This is a genomic window from Streptomyces sp. NPDC047525 (assembly GCF_040643025.1).
Classification (GTDB): Bacteria; Actinomycetota; Actinomycetes; order Streptomycetales; family Streptomycetaceae; genus Streptomyces; species Streptomyces durmitorensis.
Genome location: NZ_JBEYTL010000006.1, coordinates 38,123 through 55,562, shown reverse-complemented (window position 1 = coordinate 55,562; position 17,440 = coordinate 38,123). Strand labels below are relative to the sequence as shown.

Genomic DNA, 17,440 nt, shown 5'->3' with positions numbered 1-17,440 from the left:
AAGGCCGAAGCCGTGTCTCGCCCCTACGGGAGGAAACGTGCTCATCCCGGTGACCACCCATCCCCGAGCCAGCCTGCGGCGCGTCCTCGAGGACCTGGGGCCCACCCTCCTCGACCTCGTGTGCGGCGACCCGGACGGCGCCGACGACATCGGCGGCGTCGTCATCCACGACCCGCACGACGAACCCGTGCCGCCCCCTCAGGCGCTGGTGCTCGGTGTCGCGGTGCACGATCCGGTGGAGATCGTCCAGCTTCTCGACGCACTCGCCGCGCAAGGCGCCGCGGGGCTCGTCGTCCGCGCGCCGGTCGCCGTCGACGAGAAGGTCACCGCGGCGGTGACGCGTTCAGGGGTGGCGCTCCTCGGCCTGACGCGAGGCGCCTCGTGGGCGCAGCTCGCCGCGATGCTGCGCGCGCTCATCGCGGAGGGAGACGTCGGGGAGACGGGCCGGGAAACGCTGGGCGGGGTGCCGTCCGGGGACCTGTTCGCGCTGGCCAACGCGGTCGGGGCGCTCCTGGACGCGCCCGTCACCTTCGAGGACCACAGCTGGCGGGTGCTCGCCTTCTCCGGGCGGCAGGACGAAGCGGACTCCTCGCGCGTCGAGACCATCCTCGGGCGCCAGGTGCCCGAACGCTTCACGCGCGTCCTGGAGGAGCGCGGAGTCTTCCAGGCCATGTACCGCAGCGACCGTCCCGTCTACGTGGAGCCCCTCGTGGAGGTGGAGGGCGGCGATCTCAGTCTGCCCCGGGTGGCCCTCGCCGTCCGCGCCGGTGACGAGATACTCGGCTCCATCTGGGCCGCGGTCCACGGCCCGCTCAGCGCCGAGCGCGACCAGGCGCTGCGCGACGCGTCCAAACTGGTCGCACTGCATCTGCTGAGGCTGCGCGCGGGCGCCGACGTCGAACGGCGGCTGCGCGCCGACCTCGTGGGCACGGCACTTGAGGGCGGCCCCGGCGCGGCCGACGCCGTCGCCCGGCTCGGGCTCACCGAACAGCCCGGCGTGGTGCTCGCCCTCGCCGTCGCGGACCGCGCGGACGGCGACCGGTCCGCCGCGCGGCACGCCCGGTACGTGGCCGAACGCCAGCGCCTCGCCGACGCGTTCGCGATGCATCTGACCGCCGTCCACCCCCGCTCGGCCGCCGCACTCGTGGGTGACGTCGTCTACGGCATCGTCCCGGCCACGGCAGGCCGCCCCGACGCCGAGGAGCGGGCCTGCCGGGTCGCGGACGAGTTCCTTGAACGCGTGGGCGAGCGGCAGGAGTTGCTCGTCGGGGTCGGCCCGCTCGCGCGGGAGAGCTCCGCCCTGCCCGTGTCCCGGGCCGGCGCCGACCGGGCGCTGCGGGTGCTGCGCGCGGGCGAGGGGACCCGCTCGGTGGCCCGCATCACCGACGTACTGGTCGAGTCGCTGCTCCTGGAACTGACGGACGTGATCGCCGAACGCGGCGACCCGCCGTCCGGCCCGGTGGCCCGGCTCGGTGCGTACGACGCGGCGCACCACACCTGCCTGGTCGAGACGTTGCGGGCGTGGCTCGACGCGTTCGGCGACGTGGCCGCGGCGTCCGCCGCCGTCCATGTGCACCCGAACACCTTCCGCTACCGGCTGCGGCGGCTCGCCGAGGTGGGCGGCCTCGACCTCACGGACGCCGACGCGCGCTTCGCCGCCATGCTGCAACTGCGGCTGTGGCCGCACGCGCGACGGTCCTAGGTCCTGTCCGTTCGACGACAGGGCCCAGCAGCTCACCCCACCGGTTTGGTGCCGGTCGATGGAACGTGGCCCCCCACATGGTGCGCGCGGACGAATCGCCGCTCGCGGACCACGGCCTAGCCTCGCTGCCAGACCCCCGATGGACAAGGGAGACGCATGTCGAAGGCACAGTCGAAGACACAGGCATCACGGCAGCAACTCGACGCCCTCCAGGCCTGGTTGAGCGAGCGCCTCGCGGCTCTGCTCGACGAGAACCAGGTGCCGGGTGCCGCCGTCGCCGTGAGCGTCGGTGACGTGGTGATCGACGCCGCCGCGGGCGTGCTCAGCAAGGACACCGGGGTCGACGCGACACCGGACTCCCTCTTCCAGATCGGCTCGATCACCAAGGTCTGGACGACGACCCTCGCGATGCAACTCGTCGACGAGGGGAGACTGGACCTCGACGCACCCGTGCGCGACCACCTGCCGGACTTCAAGCTCGCCGACGACGAGGCCGCGGCCCGCATCACCGTGCGGCAGCTGATGTGCCACGTCTCCGGTTTCGAGGGCGACTTCTTCACCGACACCGGGCAGGGCGACGACTGCCTGGAGAAGTTCGTCGCCACGCTCGGCGACACGCCTCAACTGTTCGCGCCGGGCGAGCGGTTCTCGTACAACAATGCGGCCTACTGCGTGCTCGGCCGGGTCGTCGAAGTGCTGCGCGGGAAGCCGTACGACGCGTGTCTGCGCGAGCACCTCTTCGCCCCGCTGGGACTCACCCACGCGGCCACAGGACCGTACGAGGCGATCCTGCACCGGGCCGCGGTCGGCCACATCCGGGCCACCCCGGACGCCGATCCGCGGCCCGCACCGGTGTGGGCGCTCGTCCGCTCCAACGCCGCGGCGGGCGCGATGCTCGCCATGCGGCCCCGCGACCTGCTGACGTTCGCCCGGATGCACCTGGCCGACGGCCTGGGACCGGACGGCGCGCGCGTACTCGGCGCCGACAGCGCGCGAGCCATGCGCCGACCGCAGGTGGACGTACCGCGCCTGGGGCTCATGGGCGACTCCTGGGGGCTCGGCTGGGAGATCTTCGACTTTCCCGGCGGCACCGTCGTCGGCCACGACGGCGGCACCATCGGCCAGTCCTCGTTCCTGCGCGTCGCGCCGGGGCACGACATCGCGGTGGCGGTCCTGACCAACGGCGGCAATCCGTTCGGCCTCTACACCGAGATCGTCGGACGCGTCTTGCGCGACCTCGCAGGCATCAAACTGCCCGCGCTGCCGGTGCCGGACCCCGAGGCACCACGCGTCGACGCGTCGCGGTACGTCGGGACGTACGCGTCGTCGGTCGCCGACACGGTGGTCAGCCAGGACGCCGAGGGGCGGATATGGGCCGAGCGGACCCCGAAGGGGATCTTCGCCGAAATCGGCGGCGTGCGGGAGCGGATCGAGCTGGTGTCCTCGCGCGAGGGCACGCTGATCGCCGCCGAGCCGGAGCACGGCGTGCACCGGCTGCACTCGTTCGTCGGCGACGACGGCGCGGGCCACGCCCAGTTCCTGCACACCGGGCGGGCCGACCGCAGGGTGGCGCCGTGAGGGCCGTGGCGAGGGCCGGGAGCAACGTGGGCGGCCTGAGCACCGCGGCCGCCGTGAGCGCCGTGAGCAACGTGGGTGCCCTGAGCACCGCGGCCGCCGTGAGCAACGTGAGTGCCGTGAGTGCCGTGAGCAACGTCAGCACCGCGAGGGCCGTCAGCGCTGGAAGCGCCGCCAGCACCGCGTGCACCACAATCGCCGCCAGCACCGCGTGCACCGCGAGCACCACAAACCCCACAGACGCCGCGACCAGTCACGCCGCCTGAACCCGCACCCCCGACCGGAGCCGGGCCCGCACCGCCGGAGCCCGCGGCAGCGCCCGCCGCGCACACACCACCCCACACCGCCCCACACCACCACCCACCACACACCCACCCACCGCAGGGAGACACGGATGAGATCTGCGCGCATCGCCGCGGCAGTCGTCGGCGCCGCCGCTCTGGGCCTCGCCGGTTGCGGCGGTGCGCCGGACGCAGGCGGCCCCGCGGCCTCGGGCGGCAGCCTGGCCGACGGGAAGAGCTTCACCATGGCGGTCCCGTCCGACCCCGGCACGCTCGACCCGGCGATGACCGTCATGGCGACCGCCATCCAGGTCGACCGCTTCCTCTACGACCCGCTGATCCGCGTGGCCAGGGACGGCGGTGTGACGGCAGGTCTCGCCGAGAAGTGGGAGGCGGACACCACCACGGCCCGCTTCACCCTGCGCCCGGGCCTCACCTGCGCGGACGGCGCGCCGCTGACCGCGCGCGACGTGGCCGCGAACATCGCGTTCGTGGCCGACCCGAAGAACAGATCGCCGCTGGCCGGTCTGTACGTGAACCCGGGCGCCACGGTGAAGGCCGACAACGAGACCCGTGAGATCACCGTCACCAGCAAGATCCCCGACGCCTTCCTGCTGCGCAACATCGGCATGGTGCCCATCGTCTGCGGCAAGGGCATGGACGACCGCGACTCGCTCGCCAAAGGGCAGCACGGCACCGGCATGTTCACCCTCACCGAGGCGGTGCCGGGCGATCACTACACCCTGACCCGGCGCGAGGACTACACCTGGGGCCCCGGCACGTGGCAGGCCGACCAGAAGGGGCTGCCGGACAAGGTCCACATCCGCGTCATCGCGAACGAGACCACCGCGGCGAACCTGCTCCTGTCCGGCGAACTGAACGCCGCGAGCCTCGGCGGACCCGATCAGCAACGGCTCCTCGGCCGCGGCCAGTTCCACGCCGATGTGACGTCCGCGCGGGGCGAGATGTGGTTCAACCAGGCTCCGGGGCGCCCCGCACGGGACGAGCCGGTGCGGCGCGCCCTCGCCAAGGCCGCCGACCTGGGGGACATCGGCAAGGTGCTCACCGCCGGGACCGGCAAGCCGTCGCGGGGACTCCTCACCGTCGACCCGAAGCCCTGCAAGGGCGACGCGGTGTCCGGGAACCTGCCCGCCCACGACGTGCGCGCGGCCAAGTCCGCCATCGACAAGGCGGGTTGGAAGGAGAACGCCGACAAGATCCGCGTCAAGAACGGCAAGCGCCTCACCCTGACCCTCGTCTACCCCAGTCAGATCGGGCAGCCGGCCGCGTCCGCCGCCGAGCTGGTCCAGAAGGCCTGGCAGGACGTGGGGGCCGACGTGACGATCAAGGGAGTCGACAACACGGGCATCAATCAAGTGGTCGCGGGCAACGCGTCCTGGGACGCCGCCGTCCTGCCGCTCGGCCTGGGGCTCCCGCCCCAGCTCAGGCCCTTCGTCTCCGGGCCGAAGCCCCCGGACGGCACGAATTTCGCCCACATCGAGAACGACGCGTACGCGAAGCTCGCCGACGAGGCCTCGCGCATGCCGGGCGGCAAGGGGTGCCCCACGTGGAGCCGCGCCGAGGAGGCGCTGATCACTTCGGTGGACGTCGTGCCCTTCGTCGACGCCGTCGTGCCGACGTTCGGGGCGGGCGCGCGCTTCGAGCTGAGCCACGGCAGCATCACGCCGTCGTCAGTACGCATGTACGGGGGCTGAACGGAAGGTGACACGCAGGGATACGCCGCCCGCGGACGACGGCCCTCCAGCGGTCTCGTAACCAAGTGACGCTACGCTGCCCCACGGCAAGGGAGTGATCACCCCTCGCTCTCACACCTCCCGTATCCCCATCACATGACCGCACCCGCAGCCCATGATCCGTAGTTGGACGGCGCAGTTTCCATGTCTTGGCTTGAATCCTTCATCCTCGGGCTCGTCCAGGGACTGACCGAGTTCCTCCCGATCTCGTCCAGCGCGCATCTGCGGCTGACCGCGGCGTTCGCCGGATGGCACGATCCGGGGGCCGCGTTCACCGCGATCACCCAGATCGGCACCGAGGCCGCCGTGCTGATCTACTTCCGCAAGGACATCGCGAGGATCATCTCCGCGTGGTTCGGCTCCCTCTTCGGGAAGGTGCCGCGCTCGGACCACGACGCGCAGATGGGCTGGCTCGTCATCGTCGGCTCGATCCCGATCGGCGTGCTCGGCGTCACGTTCAAGGACCAGATCGAGGGCCCGTTCCGCGACCTGCGGCTCATCGCCACGACACTGATCGTCATGGGCATCGTGCTCGGCATCGCCGACCGCCTCGCGGCCCGCGACGAGACGGGCGGCAAGCACCGCGCCGTCAAGGAACGCAAGAGCCTGAAGGAACTGGGCGTCCGCGACGGCCTGATCTTCGGCATCTGCCAGGCGATGGCCCTGATCCCCGGCGTCTCCCGCTCCGGCGCCACGATCAGCGGCGGCCTGCTGATGGGCTACACCCGCGAGGCCGCGGCCCGCTACTCCTTCCTGCTCGCCATCCCGGCGGTCCTCGCGTCCGGCGCCTTCGAACTGAAGGACGCGGGCGAGGGCGGACACGTCTCCTGGGGCCCCACGATCTTCGCGACGATCATCGCCTTCATCGTCGGGTACGCCGTCATCGCATGGTTCATGAAGTTCATTACGACGAAGTCCTTCATGCCGTTCGTGTACTACCGCATCCTGCTCGGCATCGTGCTGTTCGCCCTGGTGGGAGCGGGTGCGCTGAGCCCCCACGCGGGTGAGTCCGCGGGGTGAGGGGCGCCCTCACTGATCTCGGCGTGCCGGAACGAGCGGCCTGCCACACCCTGGGGTGAAGCCCGGCAGAGCCCTCAGGCAGCAGGAGGAATGACCATGCCCGTCGAGAACGCCACGATGCCCGGCCTCGTCGAGGCGCTGTTCGCGAAGTGGCGTGCCGTCGAGGGGCAGGAGTTGCTCCGCGAAGGCGCGAAGATCGTCCTTCATCTGAAGGATCACGGGCCGCTGCCCATCGAGGTCGCCGACGCGATGCTGCCGGATGCCGAGCGCGCCAAGGGCATCGGCATGGTGCGGTTCTTCCGGGACCGGAAGTACGACCTGGAGATGGACGGCCGCGGCAACATCGTCGGCGCCGGCCTGTCGCTGATCAGCAATTCCCGGCACACCGCCGAGATCGACGGGACGCTGTTCCATCAGTGGTGCGTGGCGGATGCCCTGATGTTCCCCATCATCTTCGGGGACCGCTCACCGGTCACGACCACCTGCCCGGCCACCGGGGAGAAGATCACGTTCACGGCGACGCCGGACGGCATCGAGGACTCCTCGCACCCGGACGCCTGGTTCACCCTCGCCCCGGGCACGGGCGGGTCGGTACGGGTCCGCTTCTGCGACCGCGTCAACCTGTACGCGGACCGGGCAGGCGCCGAGGCGGCGGCCAAGGCCGACCCGGAAATCGCCGCAGGGCCCGCAGGTCAGGCGTGGACCGTCTCCAAGGACCTCGCCGAGCTCTTCTAGCCCCGGCCGGGCTCCACGTTCCCTCGTTCACGGCTCGCCTTGCAGAACTCCAGGCCCACCCAGATGGCCACGGCGGCGACGGTGGCCAGGACGGTGACGCCGATGAGGAACGGGATGATCATGCGGGGAGTTTACCGAAGCGCCGTGCCTCCGGCCGCGGCCGGGGCGCTGTGACCAAAGGCATGCCGAAAGACCCTCTTCAGGAGGGTTTGCCCGGCCTACGGTGAAGGGATGTCGCCCCTCGCCCGCATCAGCGCCTCGTACGCCCCGCGCTTCGCCGAGTTCGCCTTCGAGCCCGGTTTCACGGCCGCCGTGGACCAGCACGTCGCGGAGCTGCGCGAGCGGCTCGAGATGCGTGGGGCCGACCTCGTACCGCCGGCGCCGGACCCGGAGATCCTCTCCGACTACGCCCTGGGGTTCCTCGACGCGCTCTCCGAGAACGGGTGGCGGGAGCCGGTGGGCCACGACTACGCGGTGTGCCGCCTCACGGCCATCTCCTGGCTGGTGAGGCGGCACGACCTGGTGCCGGAGTCCTCGGGGTCCTGACGGGCCCCGAGGCAAGGGCGGGTCACATGTCGTTGCGTTCGCGCTCCTGGACCGGCTGGTTGGTCATCGCGTCCTGCCGGCCCGCCTGGTAGGCGCTGACGCTGCCACGGGCCTTGGCCGTCTCCTGCTCCGCCGTGTTCAGCCAGCGCTCCCAGCGCTGGCGCATCGGGCCGATGAGCCCGCCGCCCACACCGACGATCAGGATGCCGGCGCCGGCCGCGAGGGCCGCGTACAGAACGGGCTGGGTGACCGACGTGGCGATGCCCGCCTGGCCGAGGGCCGCGATCACGCCGAGCGCGACGATGCAGGCCCAGACGATCGTGCCGACGGTCTTCCCGTACGACATCGAGGACAGGGCGCTGGTGACGATGTCCCGTACGACGTTGGCCACCGCCATGGCGACGACCATCAGGACGATGGCGACGACGGCGCGCGGAATCCAGGAGACGATGCCGTCGAGCATCGTGGAGACCGGGTTGCTGCCGAAGACACCGAAGCCGAGCTGCAGGGTGATCAGGAGCAGGGCGTAGTACACGACCTTGCAGACGATCCCCGTCATGTCGTACTTGGAGTTCGCCAACATGCGGGAGGCGCCCGCCCGTTCGGCGAGTTTCTCGGAGCCGACCTTGCGCAGGACCCGGTCGAGGACCCTGGCGATCATCTTCGACACGAACCAGCCGATGGCCAGGACGACCAGGAAGCCGATCAGCTTCGGCACGAATTGAGCGACCTTCGACCAGGCGTCGTTCAGGCCTTGGGTGAAGTCCACGGAGAGACTGATGTTCTGGGACATGAGTGGTCCTCCACTCGGTGGGCCCCGGCCGCCACGGCGGCGTCCCAGGGCGTCGGATCCCCCACGGCGCGCGGCTTCCGGCGCGTCCCTGCCCCCTGGATATCAGGGGCCACGGCCGGGCACGGTGCGGTGATGGGCCGTACGGGTGAAGGACGAGTGACGCGGCGACCACTGTGCGGATGCTCACTTGGAGGATCTGTCCAGTAGCTGAGAGTTCCGATTGTCGTAGCTATCCCCTAGGCTTGACGCATGCCCTTAAACCCCCAGTCCCGTGGTTCCGCACGGTCTGCCGCGGAATTGAACGAGCGAATCCGCGGCCTGTGGATGCGTGCAGGCGGCCGCCTCTCGCCCGAACAGCGCCGCGAGTACGAACAGTTGGTGACGGCGTGGGCGACCGCTGTGCGCGAAGAGGTCGTGGAGGCGGCCTAGTTGACGCCCTGGCGCCCCGGCGCCCTGGCGCCCTGCGGGGCGCTCTCGATCGTCGTCGGCCAGTGCCTTGCGCGTGGTCACCGCCGAGCCGTGAACTCCTCGACGCGCGCGAGGGTTTCGGCCGTTCCGGTGTGCACGTGACCGTCCATCCCCAGCGCCCGCGCGGCTGCGACATTGGCGGCGGTGTCGTCGATGAACAGCGCGTCCGCGGGCTCGATGCCCAGCAGCCGCAGCGCGATCTCGTAGATCCGCCGGTCCGGTTTGGCGCATCCCGCCTCGCAGGACAGGACGAGGTGGTCGGCGACGTCCAGCAGCCCGCCCCGCGACATCCGGGTGCGAAGGCCGGGCCAGGTGTTGCTGACGACGGCCGTCGGCACACCCCGCGCCCGCAGGCCGCGCAGGCCCGCCACGAGCGCTTCGTCCCAGGTCTCCCTGGACGCCAGGTCCCTGCGCAGCTCTGCGATCACGTCCGGGCCCGTGCGCAGCCGCTCCCGGACGGTCTCCCACCACGCCTCGGCGCTGACGCGGCCGACGAGGACCCCGGACTCGTCCCCCTCGTACAGCGCGGCCATGAAGGCGGCGGCCGGAAGACCAAGACGCCTGCCCCAGGCGGCCGAGGCGGCGGGAAAGTAGTCGCGGACGAGCACGCCGCCGACATCGATCAGTACACCGCGGGAGTGCGGGCTCATGAGCCGTACCTTCGCCGAGCCGCAGCCGCGCCGTCAACGGCCACCGTGTCAGCCCTTGCCCTGGCGCTCCTTCTTCGCGATGCGGCGCTTCTGTTGCCCCGTCAGTTCACTGCGATTGCCCTGGCGTTTGTACGCCGCGATGCGCATCTCGTTCTTCACCGGGCCTCCAAGATCGGAGTGTTCCTGCTCCTGCCGGTTCTCAACTGCCGGGCATAGTACGACAGTTCGCCGCACCACGACCCGATCCGGCCGCAACATGGGCGCCGCGATTCCGCACCCTTTCCCGCACGTTCCTGCACGCCTCTTGGCTCGGCACCCCCCGTGCCCAACACTGACCCGATGACGCAGCGCGTGGAACTGGCCGCCGTGATGGACCGATTGGCCATCGACTCCCTCATCACCGAGTACGCAGTGACCGTCGACGACGGCGACTGGGACGCCTACCAGCGGCTCTTCACGCCGGACGGACGCGCCGACTACAGCTCGGCGGGCGGCATCGACGCGAGCGCCGCGGAGGTGGCCGGATGGCTGGCCGGGACGATGGAGCTCTTCCCGATGCGCCAGCATCTGATCGTCAACAGGAGGCTGCGGTTCGGGACGCTCGACCAGGACATCGACGACATCGCGCAGGTCCAGGCCGACTACGTGAACCCGATGCGCTTCACGTCAGCCGAGGGCGGCGGGGATGGTGCCGCCGGCACGGAGTCCTCGGCCCCCGACTTCATCTGCGGCGGCCGCTACGCCTTCACGGCACTGCGTACGCCCCAAGGCTGGCGGCTGCGTCAGGTGACCGTGCAGGAGAAGTGGCGCCAGGTACAGCAGCGGTCCCAAAACCATACGGCCGGCTGAGAAACGGCACGGTAGGCGCACTGTCCTAGATCGTCCGGGGCGCGCACACTGGAGGAACGACCGGGCGTCGGGGCGGAGGGAGGCGCTGCATGGACCGAACCAGCGACGACCGGGACCGGCGGTGGCCAAGCTTTTCGGCCGCCTCGGCGGCGGGGCTGCTCGCCTCGGCCCGCTGGCGCGGCTGCCTCGCCGTCCTCGCCGGCGCCCTGCCCGCCCTCGCCTTCCCCGCCCCATCGCTGTGGTGGTTCGCCTACGTGGCGCTGGTGCCCTGGATCCTGCTCGCGCGCTCGGCGCGGACCGGGCGCAGGGCCGCGCTCGACGGCTGGCTCGGCGGTCTCGGGTTCATGGTGGCGGTGCATCACTGGCTGCTGCCGAGCCTGCATGTGTTCACCCTCGTCATCGCCGCGCTGCTCGGACTGCTGTGGGCGCCGTGGGGCTGGCTGGTGCGGCGGCTGCTGGGCGGGATGCCTTCGGCCGGTCGGACCGCGGCCGCGCTGGTCGTCCTTCCGTCCGGCTGGCTGATGGTCGAACTGGTCCGTTCCTGGGAGGGGTTGGGCGGGCCGTGGGGTCTGCTCGGCTCCAGTCAGTGGCAGGTGGGGCCCGCCCTGCGCCTCGCGTCGGTCGGCGGGGTGTGGCTGGTCAGCGCCCTGATCGTCGCCCTGAACACCGCCGTCGCGGCGCTCGTCGTGGCCCAGGCCGCACGCCCGCCGGGGACGTCACGTACGGCCGCGCGCACCCTCCCCGCCACCGCGGGACTCGTGGCCGTGGCCGCCGTGACCACCTCCGCCTGGGCGTGGGCGCCGCGCCCCGAGGCCGCGGGCGGGATGCGCGTGGCCGTCGTCCAGCCCGGCGTCATCGACGGGGTCGGCGGCGCCGACAAGCGGCTCGCGCGCGAGGAGGAGCTGACGCGCGGCCTGGCGGGCCGCGACCTCGACCTCGTCGTCTGGGGCGAGAGCAGCGTCGGTTACGACCTCGCGGAGCGCCCCGACGTCGCGCGGCGCATAGCCGCGCTGTCCCGGGAGGTCGGCGCCGACATCCTGGTGAACGTGGACGCGCGCCGCTCCGACGAGCCGGGCATCTTCAAGAGCTCCGTCCTCGTGGGCCCCCAGGGCCCCACCGGCGACCGCTACGACAAGATGCGCCTCGTCCCCTTCGGCGAGTACGTCCCCGCACGCGAGCTACTCGGCTGGGCGACGTCCGTGGGCAAGGCGGCGGGCGAGGACCGCATGCGCGGCGAGCGCCCCGTCGTGATGGACGTCGGGAACGGCCTGAAGGTCGGCCCGCTGGTGTGCTTCGAGTCGGCGTTCCCCGACATGAGCCGTCATCTGACGCGCGAGGGGGCCCAGTTGCTGCTCGCGCAGTCGTCCACCTCGTCGTTCCAGTCGAGCTGGGCGCCCGAGCAGCACGCCTCGCTCGCCGCGCTGCGGGCCGCGGAGACCGGCCGCCCCATGGTGCACGCCACGCTCACCGGTGTCTCCGCGGTGTACGGCCCGGACGGCGAGCGGGTCGGAGCGCCGCTCGGCACCTCGGCGAGCGCCACGGCGACGTACGACATTCCGCTGGCCAAGGGCGTCACGCCGTACGTCAGGCTGGGCGACTGGCCCGTGCACGCCGCCCTCGCCGTGCTGGCGGTGCTCTGCGCGGCACAGGGCGTGCGTTCCGTGCGGGGACCCGCGAAGGGGCGGTTCAGGCGGCCTGCTCCTGAGCCGCACGGACCACGCGCTCGCACAGCTCATGGGTCGCCAGCGCATCACGGGCGCTGAGCACCTTGCCCGCGCGGACGGCGTCGAGGAAGGCGAGGACGACCTGCTCGATGCCGCGCTGGCGGGCCACGGACACCCAGTCGCCGCGCCGCCGCACGCTGGGCTGGCCCTTGTGGTCGATGACCTCGGCGAGGTTGAGCACCTGCCGCTTGGTGTCCTGTCCCGACACCTCGAGGATCTCCTCGGTGGAACCGCTCAGCCGGTTCATCACGCCGATCGCCGTGAACCCGTCCCCCGCGAGCTGCAGCACGACGTGCTCCATGAGCCCGTCCTGGATGCGGGCGCGCACGCCGACGTGGTCGATGGGCCCGGGGGCGAGGAAGCGCAGCGTGTCCACGACGTGGATGAAGTCGTCCAGGACGAGCGTGCGCACGTCCTCGGGCAGCCCGACGCGGTTCTTCTGCATCAGGATCAGCTCGCGCGGGTGCTCGACGCACTGCGCGTAGCCGGGTGCGAAGCGGCGGTTGAAGCCGACGGCGAGGCTGACCGAGCGCTCATCGGCCAGGCGCACGAGCCGCTCGGAGTCGGCGAGTTCATACGCGAGGGGCTTGTCGACATACGTGGCCACCCCCGCTTCGAGCAGCCGCGTCACGATCTCGGGGTGCGCTGCGGTCGAGGCGTGCACGAAGGCGGCGTCGATGCCCTGGGCGAGCAGCGCGTCCAGGTCGGTGTGGCAGCGCTCCTCGGGGATGTGGTGGACGCCCGCGACGCGGGCGAGGGTCGCGGGCGTGCGCGTCTGCAGGTGCAGCTCGACTCCCGGCAGGGTGGTGAGCACAGGCAGGTACGCCTTCTGCGCGATGTCACCAAGTCCGATACAGCCGACCTTCACCACTGTCCCCTGTCTCCTCTGCCGAAATGTCTCACTGCTGCGCTCATGTCTCACTGCTGCGCTGTGCGAGTTCTGTTCCCGCAGCATACGGCTGCTGCGGCGGGCGCCAGTCGGCGATCGAGGCGAAGCTCCGCAGGATGAGGTTCGGACCGAGGCGCGCCGCCGCGGCGATGAGTCCGTTGCGTACGGCGATGAGCGGGGCGCTCGTCAGGTGGTTCATGCGGGCTGCGCGCGCCGCCTGCCGGACGATCGCGGTGGTACGCGGCACCCGCACCGCGCTGTAGCCGGCGAGCCCCGCGGTGAGGTCGCCGCCCGGGGCCGCGTGGTGGGCCAGGACGACGGCGTCCTCGATGGCCTGGTTGCCGCCCTGGGCCAGGGTGGGTGCCATGGCGTGCGCGGCGTCACCGATGAGGGCGGTCCGGCCCCGGTGGTAGTGCGCGAGGGGCGTGCTCATGTGGCGCACGTCATTGCGCAGGATGTCATCGGGGCGTGCGGCGGCGATGATCTCGGGGATCGGGTCGTGCCATGCGGAGAAGCGGCGCACCAGCTCGGCCTTCTCGCCGTCGGGGCTGTGGCCGCCTTCGGGGACGGTGGCGGTGGCGTACGCGTAGATCCTGCCGTCCTTGAGCGGATGGGTGCCCCAGACGCCGCCGCGCCCCCAGGTCTCGTGCGGTTCGAAGGGGCGGTCGGGCGCGGGAACGACCAGGCGCCAGGCCGTGAATCCGGCGTACGTCGGCTGCGGGTGCGCCGGGAACAGGGCCGAGCGCACGGCCGAGTTGATGCCGTCGGCTCCGACGACGAGGTCCGCCTCGATGTCCCCGTCGTCGGTACGGACGACGGCCCTGCGGTCGGCGGCTCCGGGATCGGCGAGCTCGGCCCGCACTCCGGTGCGCAGGGCGTCGGCGGGCAGTGCGGAGACGAGCAGGTCGACGAGGGTCGCGCGGTGCACGAGGACGAGGTCGCCGCCGAACTCCGCCGCGGTCGCCGCGCCGCTGATCCGCACGAGCCAGCGCCCGTTCTGCGCGCGCATCCCGCCGCCGCCCTCCCAGGCGGCGAGCGCGCGGACCCGGTCGCCGAGGCCCAGGACGTCAAGCGCGCGCTGGGAGTTGGGGGCGAGCCCGATGCCGGATCCGACGGGCTCCAGGGTGGCGGCCCGCTCCAGGACGGTGACCCGCCAGCCCGAGAGGTGCAGGACGATGGCGGAGGTGAGTCCGCCGATGCCGCCGCCGATGACGACGGCGTAGGGCCTGCGGTCTTGCTGTGCCATGGCTGACTCCTCCGCGACTCGTGCACTACATCTGTAGTAGCAACGACACTGACGCTACTACACCTGTAGTGAATGCGGCTAGGGTGAACACCATGTCCGTACACCGACGCAGCGCGGGGCCGCCCCGCAGCGAACTGATCGCCGACACGGCCCTGGCCCTGCTCGCCGAGCGCGGCATGCGGGGGCTGACGCACCGGGCCGTGGACGAGGCCGCGGGGCTCCCGCAGGGCTCGACCTCGAACCACGCGCGCACCCGGCTCGCCCTCCTGGAGGCGGCGGTGGGGAGGCTGGCGGTACGCGAGTCAGCGGTACTGACCCCTGCCGAGCTGCAGACCCTCACCACCCCCGACAAGAGCAACCGCGAGCCGCTGATCACCGCGCTCGCCCTTGCCCTGCACCGCTACCTGACCGGCGACCACCGCCACCTGCTGGTCTCCCGCTACGAACTGGCCCTGGAGGCAACGCGCAGACCGGAACTGCGCGCCTACTACGACGCGGCGGGGGCCCGGTTCAGGGAGCCGCTGGTGGCCCTGATGCGGACGATGGGCTCGCCGGATCCCGAGCGGCACGCGCTGTCTCTGGCGGCGTGGTGCGAAGGCCTCCTGTTCTCACACGCGGCGGGCTCCTTCGGCACGCCCCCGCCGAGCGAGGAGTCACTGCGGACCGGCTTCCGCGAGCTCCTCGCCGGAATGCTGAACGAGCCCTAACGGCTCCGCCGCTGCGGGGCCTCCCTCACCCGTTCACCCGGCCCCACGAAAAGGCCCCCTCCCGCCGCTGCGCGGCGGAGCCCCCCACCCACCCACCCACCCACCCGTTACCGGGCGGACGGGAAGGCAAGCACAGCACCGCGGCACCACGGCACCACGGGGCAAACGGGTGGGTGGGTGGGAGAGATCCGCCGCGAAGCGGCGGGACAGACCGGCGTCGGCCCGCAGACGAAAACACCGAGCCCCCACCACGGAGTGGCGAAGCAACAGAGCCCCTCACCAGCCCCCCCCCACCCCCTCCCCCCGCCGGCCAGAGGCGCACTCACTCGTGCGGGCCAACTTCCCCCCATTCCCTCGCCGAAGCCACCCCCCACACCCCAGAGTTGCGCGAATGCACCGAACCACGACCGCCGCCACGCTCCTGGTCTCTGTGGCGGTCACCGCCGTCTCCGGCTGTGTGAGCGTCGAGCGGCAGCCCGCGTCAGGGCCGTCCCTCGCGAGCGCCCCACCCCCGGCACCCCGCACCGACGGCGACTCCCGCCCGCGGGTCGTGGAGGCCCCCGCCCGCGAGGCCCTGGAGCTCATCGGACCGCCCCGCGGCCCGGCGCCCCGCGCCACCGGCACCGCCCCGACCGTCCCCGCCGCACCACCCCGCACCGCGAACCCCGCGCAGCGCTCCGGCCCGCCCCCGCAGCGCCACGGTCACCGCCCCGAGGCCGTCGAACCGCCCGCGATTCCCACCGCGGCGCCGACCAACCCGGACCTCTGCGCCCTCGGCAAGAAGTACGGCGGCTGGCAGCCCGGCAGCCCCGAGGCGGTCATCTGCGAGGACGCCTACGGGCATTGACCCGCACCCGCCCCGCGGCCCCCGCCCCCACCTGCCTCACCCCAACTCCACTCCACTCCCCCCACCTCACCCCACCTCACTCCACCTCGCTACCCTCCCCCAACCGCATCTCCAGCCTCCCGATGGCCGCCCGAACCCCGTCCCCGTACCCGTCGTCCCCCAGCGCCCCGACCGCCCCCCGCGCCCGCCGAATGTGGTTGCGCGCCGCCTCGGGGCGCCCCAGCTTCGCGTAGTCCGCGGCGAGGTTGAGGTGCAGGGACGGATAGAAGCCACGGACCGCGATCGAGTCGTGGTGCTCATGGAGGCGCTCGTCCGTCAGCTCGTCCGCCGCCGACAACGCCCGCAGATCCCACGCCAGCTCGTCCGAGGGATCCTCCTGCGTGTCCGCCATGTAGTGCGCCAGCGTGCAGCGGTGCAGCGGGTCGCCCTCCTCGCCGATCTCCGACCACAGCCCCAGGAAGCGTCCCTGCGCCTCCTCACGGTCGCCCCCGTGATGCAGCATGACCGCCTGCCCGATCCGGGTCATCATGGCGTCTTCCGCCGCCTGCTCCTGCTGCTCCGCCACCGGGTCCTCCACACTCGTACGCCGTACGGCCATCGTGCACACCGCTCTCGACGCTATCCGCCTCCACTGACAATCACGGTCAGGCGCGATCGGCCGCGAGGCGCTCCCCCATACCGCTGGGCCAGCCCGGTGACAGCCCTGGCCGAGCCCGAGAAGGTCACGTACGGCTACGGGCGGCCGCACGGCAAACGAACGGCGGCGCACGCATCGCGCACGCCGCCACCGCAAGCAAGTTCACCCGCACCACAAGGCCCCGGCATCACCAGCACCACCAGGCCCCGGCGTCACCAGACCCCGGCCAAGCTCAGCCCAGATCCGGCACCCGCCAGTCGATCGCCTCATGGCCCTGCGCAGCGACCGCCGCGTCGATCTGCGTGAAGGGGTGCGAGCCGAAGAACTTCTTGGCGGAGAGCGGCGACGGATGCGCGCCCTTCACCACCACGTGCCGCTCCTCGTCGATGAGCGGCAGCTTTTTCTGAGCGTAATTGCCCCACAGTACGAAGACGGCGGGGTCGGGGCGGTCGGCCACCGCGCGGATCACCGCGTCCGTGAACTTCTCCCAGCCCTTGCCCTTGTGGGAGTTGGCCTCTCCCGCGCGGACCGTGAGCACCGCGTTCAGGAGCAGGACGCCCTGCTGGGCCCACGGCATCAGATAGCCGTTGTCCGGCACGGGGTGGCCGAGCTCTTCCTTCATCTCCTTGTAGATGTTGCGCAGCGAGGGCGGGGTCTTCACGCCGGGCCGCACGGAGAAGCAGAGGCCGTGCCCCTGCCCCTCGCCGTGGTACGGATCCTGACCGAGGACGAGGACCTTGACCTGGTCGTACGGAGTCGCGTCGAGCGCGGCGAACACTTCGTCACGCGGAGGGTAGACGGGACCCTTCTCCCGCTCTTCCTCGACGAACTCGGTGAGCTCCTTGAAGTAGGGCTTCTGCAGCTCCTCGCCGAGGACTCCGCGCCAGGACGCGGGCAGCATGGCGATGTCGGTCACGTCAACAACCTCCGGTGTGCGGTCACTTCTCACCACAGAACCTACCGGCGGCCACTGACAATCGGCCCGACCCCGCCCCGCTGCCCGCGGACTCCCACCAC

The 17,440-nt window shown here is 71.8% G+C and carries 18 protein-coding genes; 11 read left to right on the top strand and 7 right to left on the bottom strand.

The genetic code is table 11. The annotated features are described in order from the left end of the window. The first annotated feature begins 49 nt into the window (after nt 1–49). The 5 genes from ABZ833_RS18410 (at nt 50) to merB (ending at nt 7,067) form a co-directional block, all read left to right on the top strand. Entirely contained in the window at nt 50–1,702 is a 1,653-nt protein-coding gene (locus tag ABZ833_RS18410; RefSeq protein ID WP_361047692.1) for a helix-turn-helix domain-containing protein, read from the top strand. A gap of 156 nt (nt 1,703–1,858) precedes the next feature. Then, entirely contained in the window at nt 1,859–3,280 is a 1,422-nt protein-coding gene (locus ABZ833_RS18405) for a serine hydrolase domain-containing protein (protein ID WP_361047689.1), read from the top strand. Between the two features lie 391 nt (nt 3,281–3,671). Continuing rightward, nucleotides 3,672–5,273 carry an ABC transporter substrate-binding protein gene (locus ABZ833_RS18400; RefSeq protein WP_361047686.1) on the top strand — a complete coding sequence of 534 codons (1,602 nt, stop codon included), beginning with the start codon at nt 3,672–3,674 and terminating at the stop codon, nt 5,271–5,273. 183 nt (nt 5,274–5,456) lie between these two features. Beyond that, on the top strand, nt 5,457–6,332 hold the full coding sequence (locus tag ABZ833_RS18395) for an undecaprenyl-diphosphate phosphatase (protein WP_361047683.1): 876 nt from the start codon (nt 5,457–5,459) through the stop codon (nt 6,330–6,332). A 96-nt stretch (nt 6,333–6,428) separates the two neighbouring features. Continuing rightward, nucleotides 6,429–7,067, top strand: a complete 639-nt coding sequence (merB, locus tag ABZ833_RS18390) for an organomercurial lyase (RefSeq protein WP_361047680.1) — start codon at nt 6,429–6,431, stop codon at nt 7,065–7,067. Here merB and ABZ833_RS18385 read toward each other — a convergent pair. Then, nucleotides 7,064–7,189 carry a hypothetical protein gene (locus tag ABZ833_RS18385; protein WP_361047677.1) on the bottom strand — a complete coding sequence of 42 codons (126 nt, stop codon included), beginning with the start codon at nt 7,187–7,189 and terminating at the stop codon, nt 7,064–7,066. The genes merB and ABZ833_RS18385 overlap by 4 nt on opposite strands. Before the next feature lie 109 nt (nt 7,190–7,298). On the opposite strand from ABZ833_RS18385, the gene ABZ833_RS18380 reads away from it, so the two are divergent. After that, nucleotides 7,299–7,613 carry a DUF6401 family natural product biosynthesis protein gene (locus tag ABZ833_RS18380; protein WP_361047674.1) on the top strand — a complete coding sequence of 105 codons (315 nt, stop codon included), beginning with the start codon at nt 7,299–7,301 and terminating at the stop codon, nt 7,611–7,613. A 22-nt stretch (nt 7,614–7,635) separates the two neighbouring features. Here ABZ833_RS18380 and ABZ833_RS18375 read toward each other — a convergent pair whose 3' ends face one another. Further along, a complete protein-coding gene (locus tag ABZ833_RS18375; RefSeq protein WP_361047671.1) occupies nt 7,636–8,406 on the bottom strand; it encodes a hypothetical protein in 771 nt (256 codons plus the stop codon). A 249-nt stretch (nt 8,407–8,655) separates the two neighbouring features. Between ABZ833_RS18375 and ABZ833_RS18370 the strand changes: the two genes are divergently transcribed. After that, nucleotides 8,656–8,835: a hypothetical protein gene (locus ABZ833_RS18370; protein WP_249591271.1), complete on the top strand. Its 180-nt coding sequence runs from the start codon at nt 8,656–8,658 to the stop codon at nt 8,833–8,835. 77 nt (nt 8,836–8,912) lie between these two features. Here ABZ833_RS18370 and ABZ833_RS18365 read toward each other — a convergent pair whose 3' ends face one another. Then, complete coding sequence (locus ABZ833_RS18365; protein WP_361047668.1) at nt 8,913–9,524, bottom strand: HAD family phosphatase; 612 nt, start codon at nt 9,522–9,524, stop codon at nt 8,913–8,915. A 339-nt stretch (nt 9,525–9,863) separates the two neighbouring features. Here ABZ833_RS18365 and ABZ833_RS18360 point away from each other — a divergent pair, with 339 nt between their 5' ends. Continuing rightward, nucleotides 9,864–10,373 carry a nuclear transport factor 2 family protein gene (locus ABZ833_RS18360; protein ID WP_361047666.1) on the top strand — a complete coding sequence of 170 codons (510 nt, stop codon included), beginning with the start codon at nt 9,864–9,866 and terminating at the stop codon, nt 10,371–10,373. 89 nt (nt 10,374–10,462) lie between these two features. Continuing rightward, nucleotides 10,463–12,136 (top strand): apolipoprotein N-acyltransferase, encoded by a 1,674-nt coding sequence (gene lnt, locus ABZ833_RS18355; RefSeq protein ID WP_361047663.1) that lies wholly within the window; start codon nt 10,463–10,465, stop codon nt 12,134–12,136. Here the strand turns inward: lnt and ABZ833_RS18350 are convergent. Together ABZ833_RS18350 and ABZ833_RS18345 are read right to left on the bottom strand one after the other, a co-directional pair. Beyond that, nucleotides 12,060–12,965 (bottom strand): Gfo/Idh/MocA family oxidoreductase, encoded by a 906-nt coding sequence (locus ABZ833_RS18350; RefSeq protein WP_361048727.1) that lies wholly within the window; start codon nt 12,963–12,965, stop codon nt 12,060–12,062. The genes lnt and ABZ833_RS18350 overlap by 77 nt on opposite strands. A gap of 43 nt (nt 12,966–13,008) precedes the next feature. Then, nucleotides 13,009–14,232, bottom strand: a complete 1,224-nt coding sequence (locus ABZ833_RS18345; protein WP_361047660.1) for an FAD-dependent monooxygenase — start codon at nt 14,230–14,232, stop codon at nt 13,009–13,011. Between the two features lie 92 nt (nt 14,233–14,324). On the opposite strand from ABZ833_RS18345, the gene ABZ833_RS18340 reads away from it, so the two are divergent. Then, nucleotides 14,325–14,939, top strand: coding sequence for a TetR family transcriptional regulator C-terminal domain-containing protein (locus tag ABZ833_RS18340; RefSeq protein WP_361047657.1), 615 nt, complete (start codon nt 14,325–14,327; stop codon nt 14,937–14,939). Between the two features lie 391 nt (nt 14,940–15,330). Then, complete coding sequence (locus ABZ833_RS18335) at nt 15,331–15,786, top strand: hypothetical protein (RefSeq protein WP_361047655.1); 456 nt, start codon at nt 15,331–15,333, stop codon at nt 15,784–15,786. 76 nt (nt 15,787–15,862) lie between these two features. On the opposite strand, the gene ABZ833_RS18330 is transcribed toward ABZ833_RS18335, so the two are convergent. Both ABZ833_RS18330 and ung read right to left on the bottom strand, forming a co-directional pair. After that, a complete protein-coding gene (locus ABZ833_RS18330) occupies nt 15,863–16,384 on the bottom strand; it encodes a hypothetical protein (protein WP_361047652.1) in 522 nt (173 codons plus the stop codon). 271 nt (nt 16,385–16,655) lie between these two features. Further along, nucleotides 16,656–17,339: a uracil-DNA glycosylase gene (gene ung, locus ABZ833_RS18325; RefSeq protein ID WP_361047649.1), complete on the bottom strand. Its 684-nt coding sequence runs from the start codon at nt 17,337–17,339 to the stop codon at nt 16,656–16,658. Nucleotides 17,340–17,440: the final 101 nt, after the last annotated feature.

Coding starts and splice junctions, on each gene's coding strand:
- ABZ833_RS18370 (WP_249591271.1), top strand. CDS start 8,656: ATGCCCTTAAACCCCCAGTCCCGTGGTTCCGCACGGTCTGCCGCGGAA.
- ABZ833_RS18345 (WP_361047660.1), bottom strand. CDS start 14,232: ATGGCACAGCAAGACCGCAGGCCCTACGCCGTCGTCATCGGCGGCGGC.
- ABZ833_RS18340 (WP_361047657.1), top strand. CDS start 14,325: ATGTCCGTACACCGACGCAGCGCGGGGCCGCCCCGCAGCGAACTGATC.
- ABZ833_RS18375 (WP_361047671.1), bottom strand. CDS start 8,406: ATGTCCCAGAACATCAGTCTCTCCGTGGACTTCACCCAAGGCCTGAAC.
- ABZ833_RS18335 (WP_361047655.1), top strand. CDS start 15,331: ATGCACCGAACCACGACCGCCGCCACGCTCCTGGTCTCTGTGGCGGTC.
- ABZ833_RS18405 (WP_361047689.1), top strand. CDS start 1,859: ATGTCGAAGGCACAGTCGAAGACACAGGCATCACGGCAGCAACTCGAC.
- lnt (WP_361047663.1), top strand. CDS start 10,463: ATGGACCGAACCAGCGACGACCGGGACCGGCGGTGGCCAAGCTTTTCG.
- ABZ833_RS18360 (WP_361047666.1), top strand. CDS start 9,864: ATGACGCAGCGCGTGGAACTGGCCGCCGTGATGGACCGATTGGCCATC.
- ABZ833_RS18330 (WP_361047652.1), bottom strand. CDS start 16,384: ATGGCCGTACGGCGTACGAGTGTGGAGGACCCGGTGGCGGAGCAGCAG.
- ABZ833_RS18365 (WP_361047668.1), bottom strand. CDS start 9,524: ATGAGCCCGCACTCCCGCGGTGTACTGATCGATGTCGGCGGCGTGCTC.
- ABZ833_RS18395 (WP_361047683.1), top strand. CDS start 5,457: ATGTCTTGGCTTGAATCCTTCATCCTCGGGCTCGTCCAGGGACTGACC.
- merB (WP_361047680.1), top strand. CDS start 6,429: ATGCCCGTCGAGAACGCCACGATGCCCGGCCTCGTCGAGGCGCTGTTC.
- ABZ833_RS18400 (WP_361047686.1), top strand. CDS start 3,672: ATGAGATCTGCGCGCATCGCCGCGGCAGTCGTCGGCGCCGCCGCTCTG.
- ABZ833_RS18385 (WP_361047677.1), bottom strand. CDS start 7,189: ATGATCATCCCGTTCCTCATCGGCGTCACCGTCCTGGCCACCGTCGCC.
- ABZ833_RS18380 (WP_361047674.1), top strand. CDS start 7,299: ATGTCGCCCCTCGCCCGCATCAGCGCCTCGTACGCCCCGCGCTTCGCC.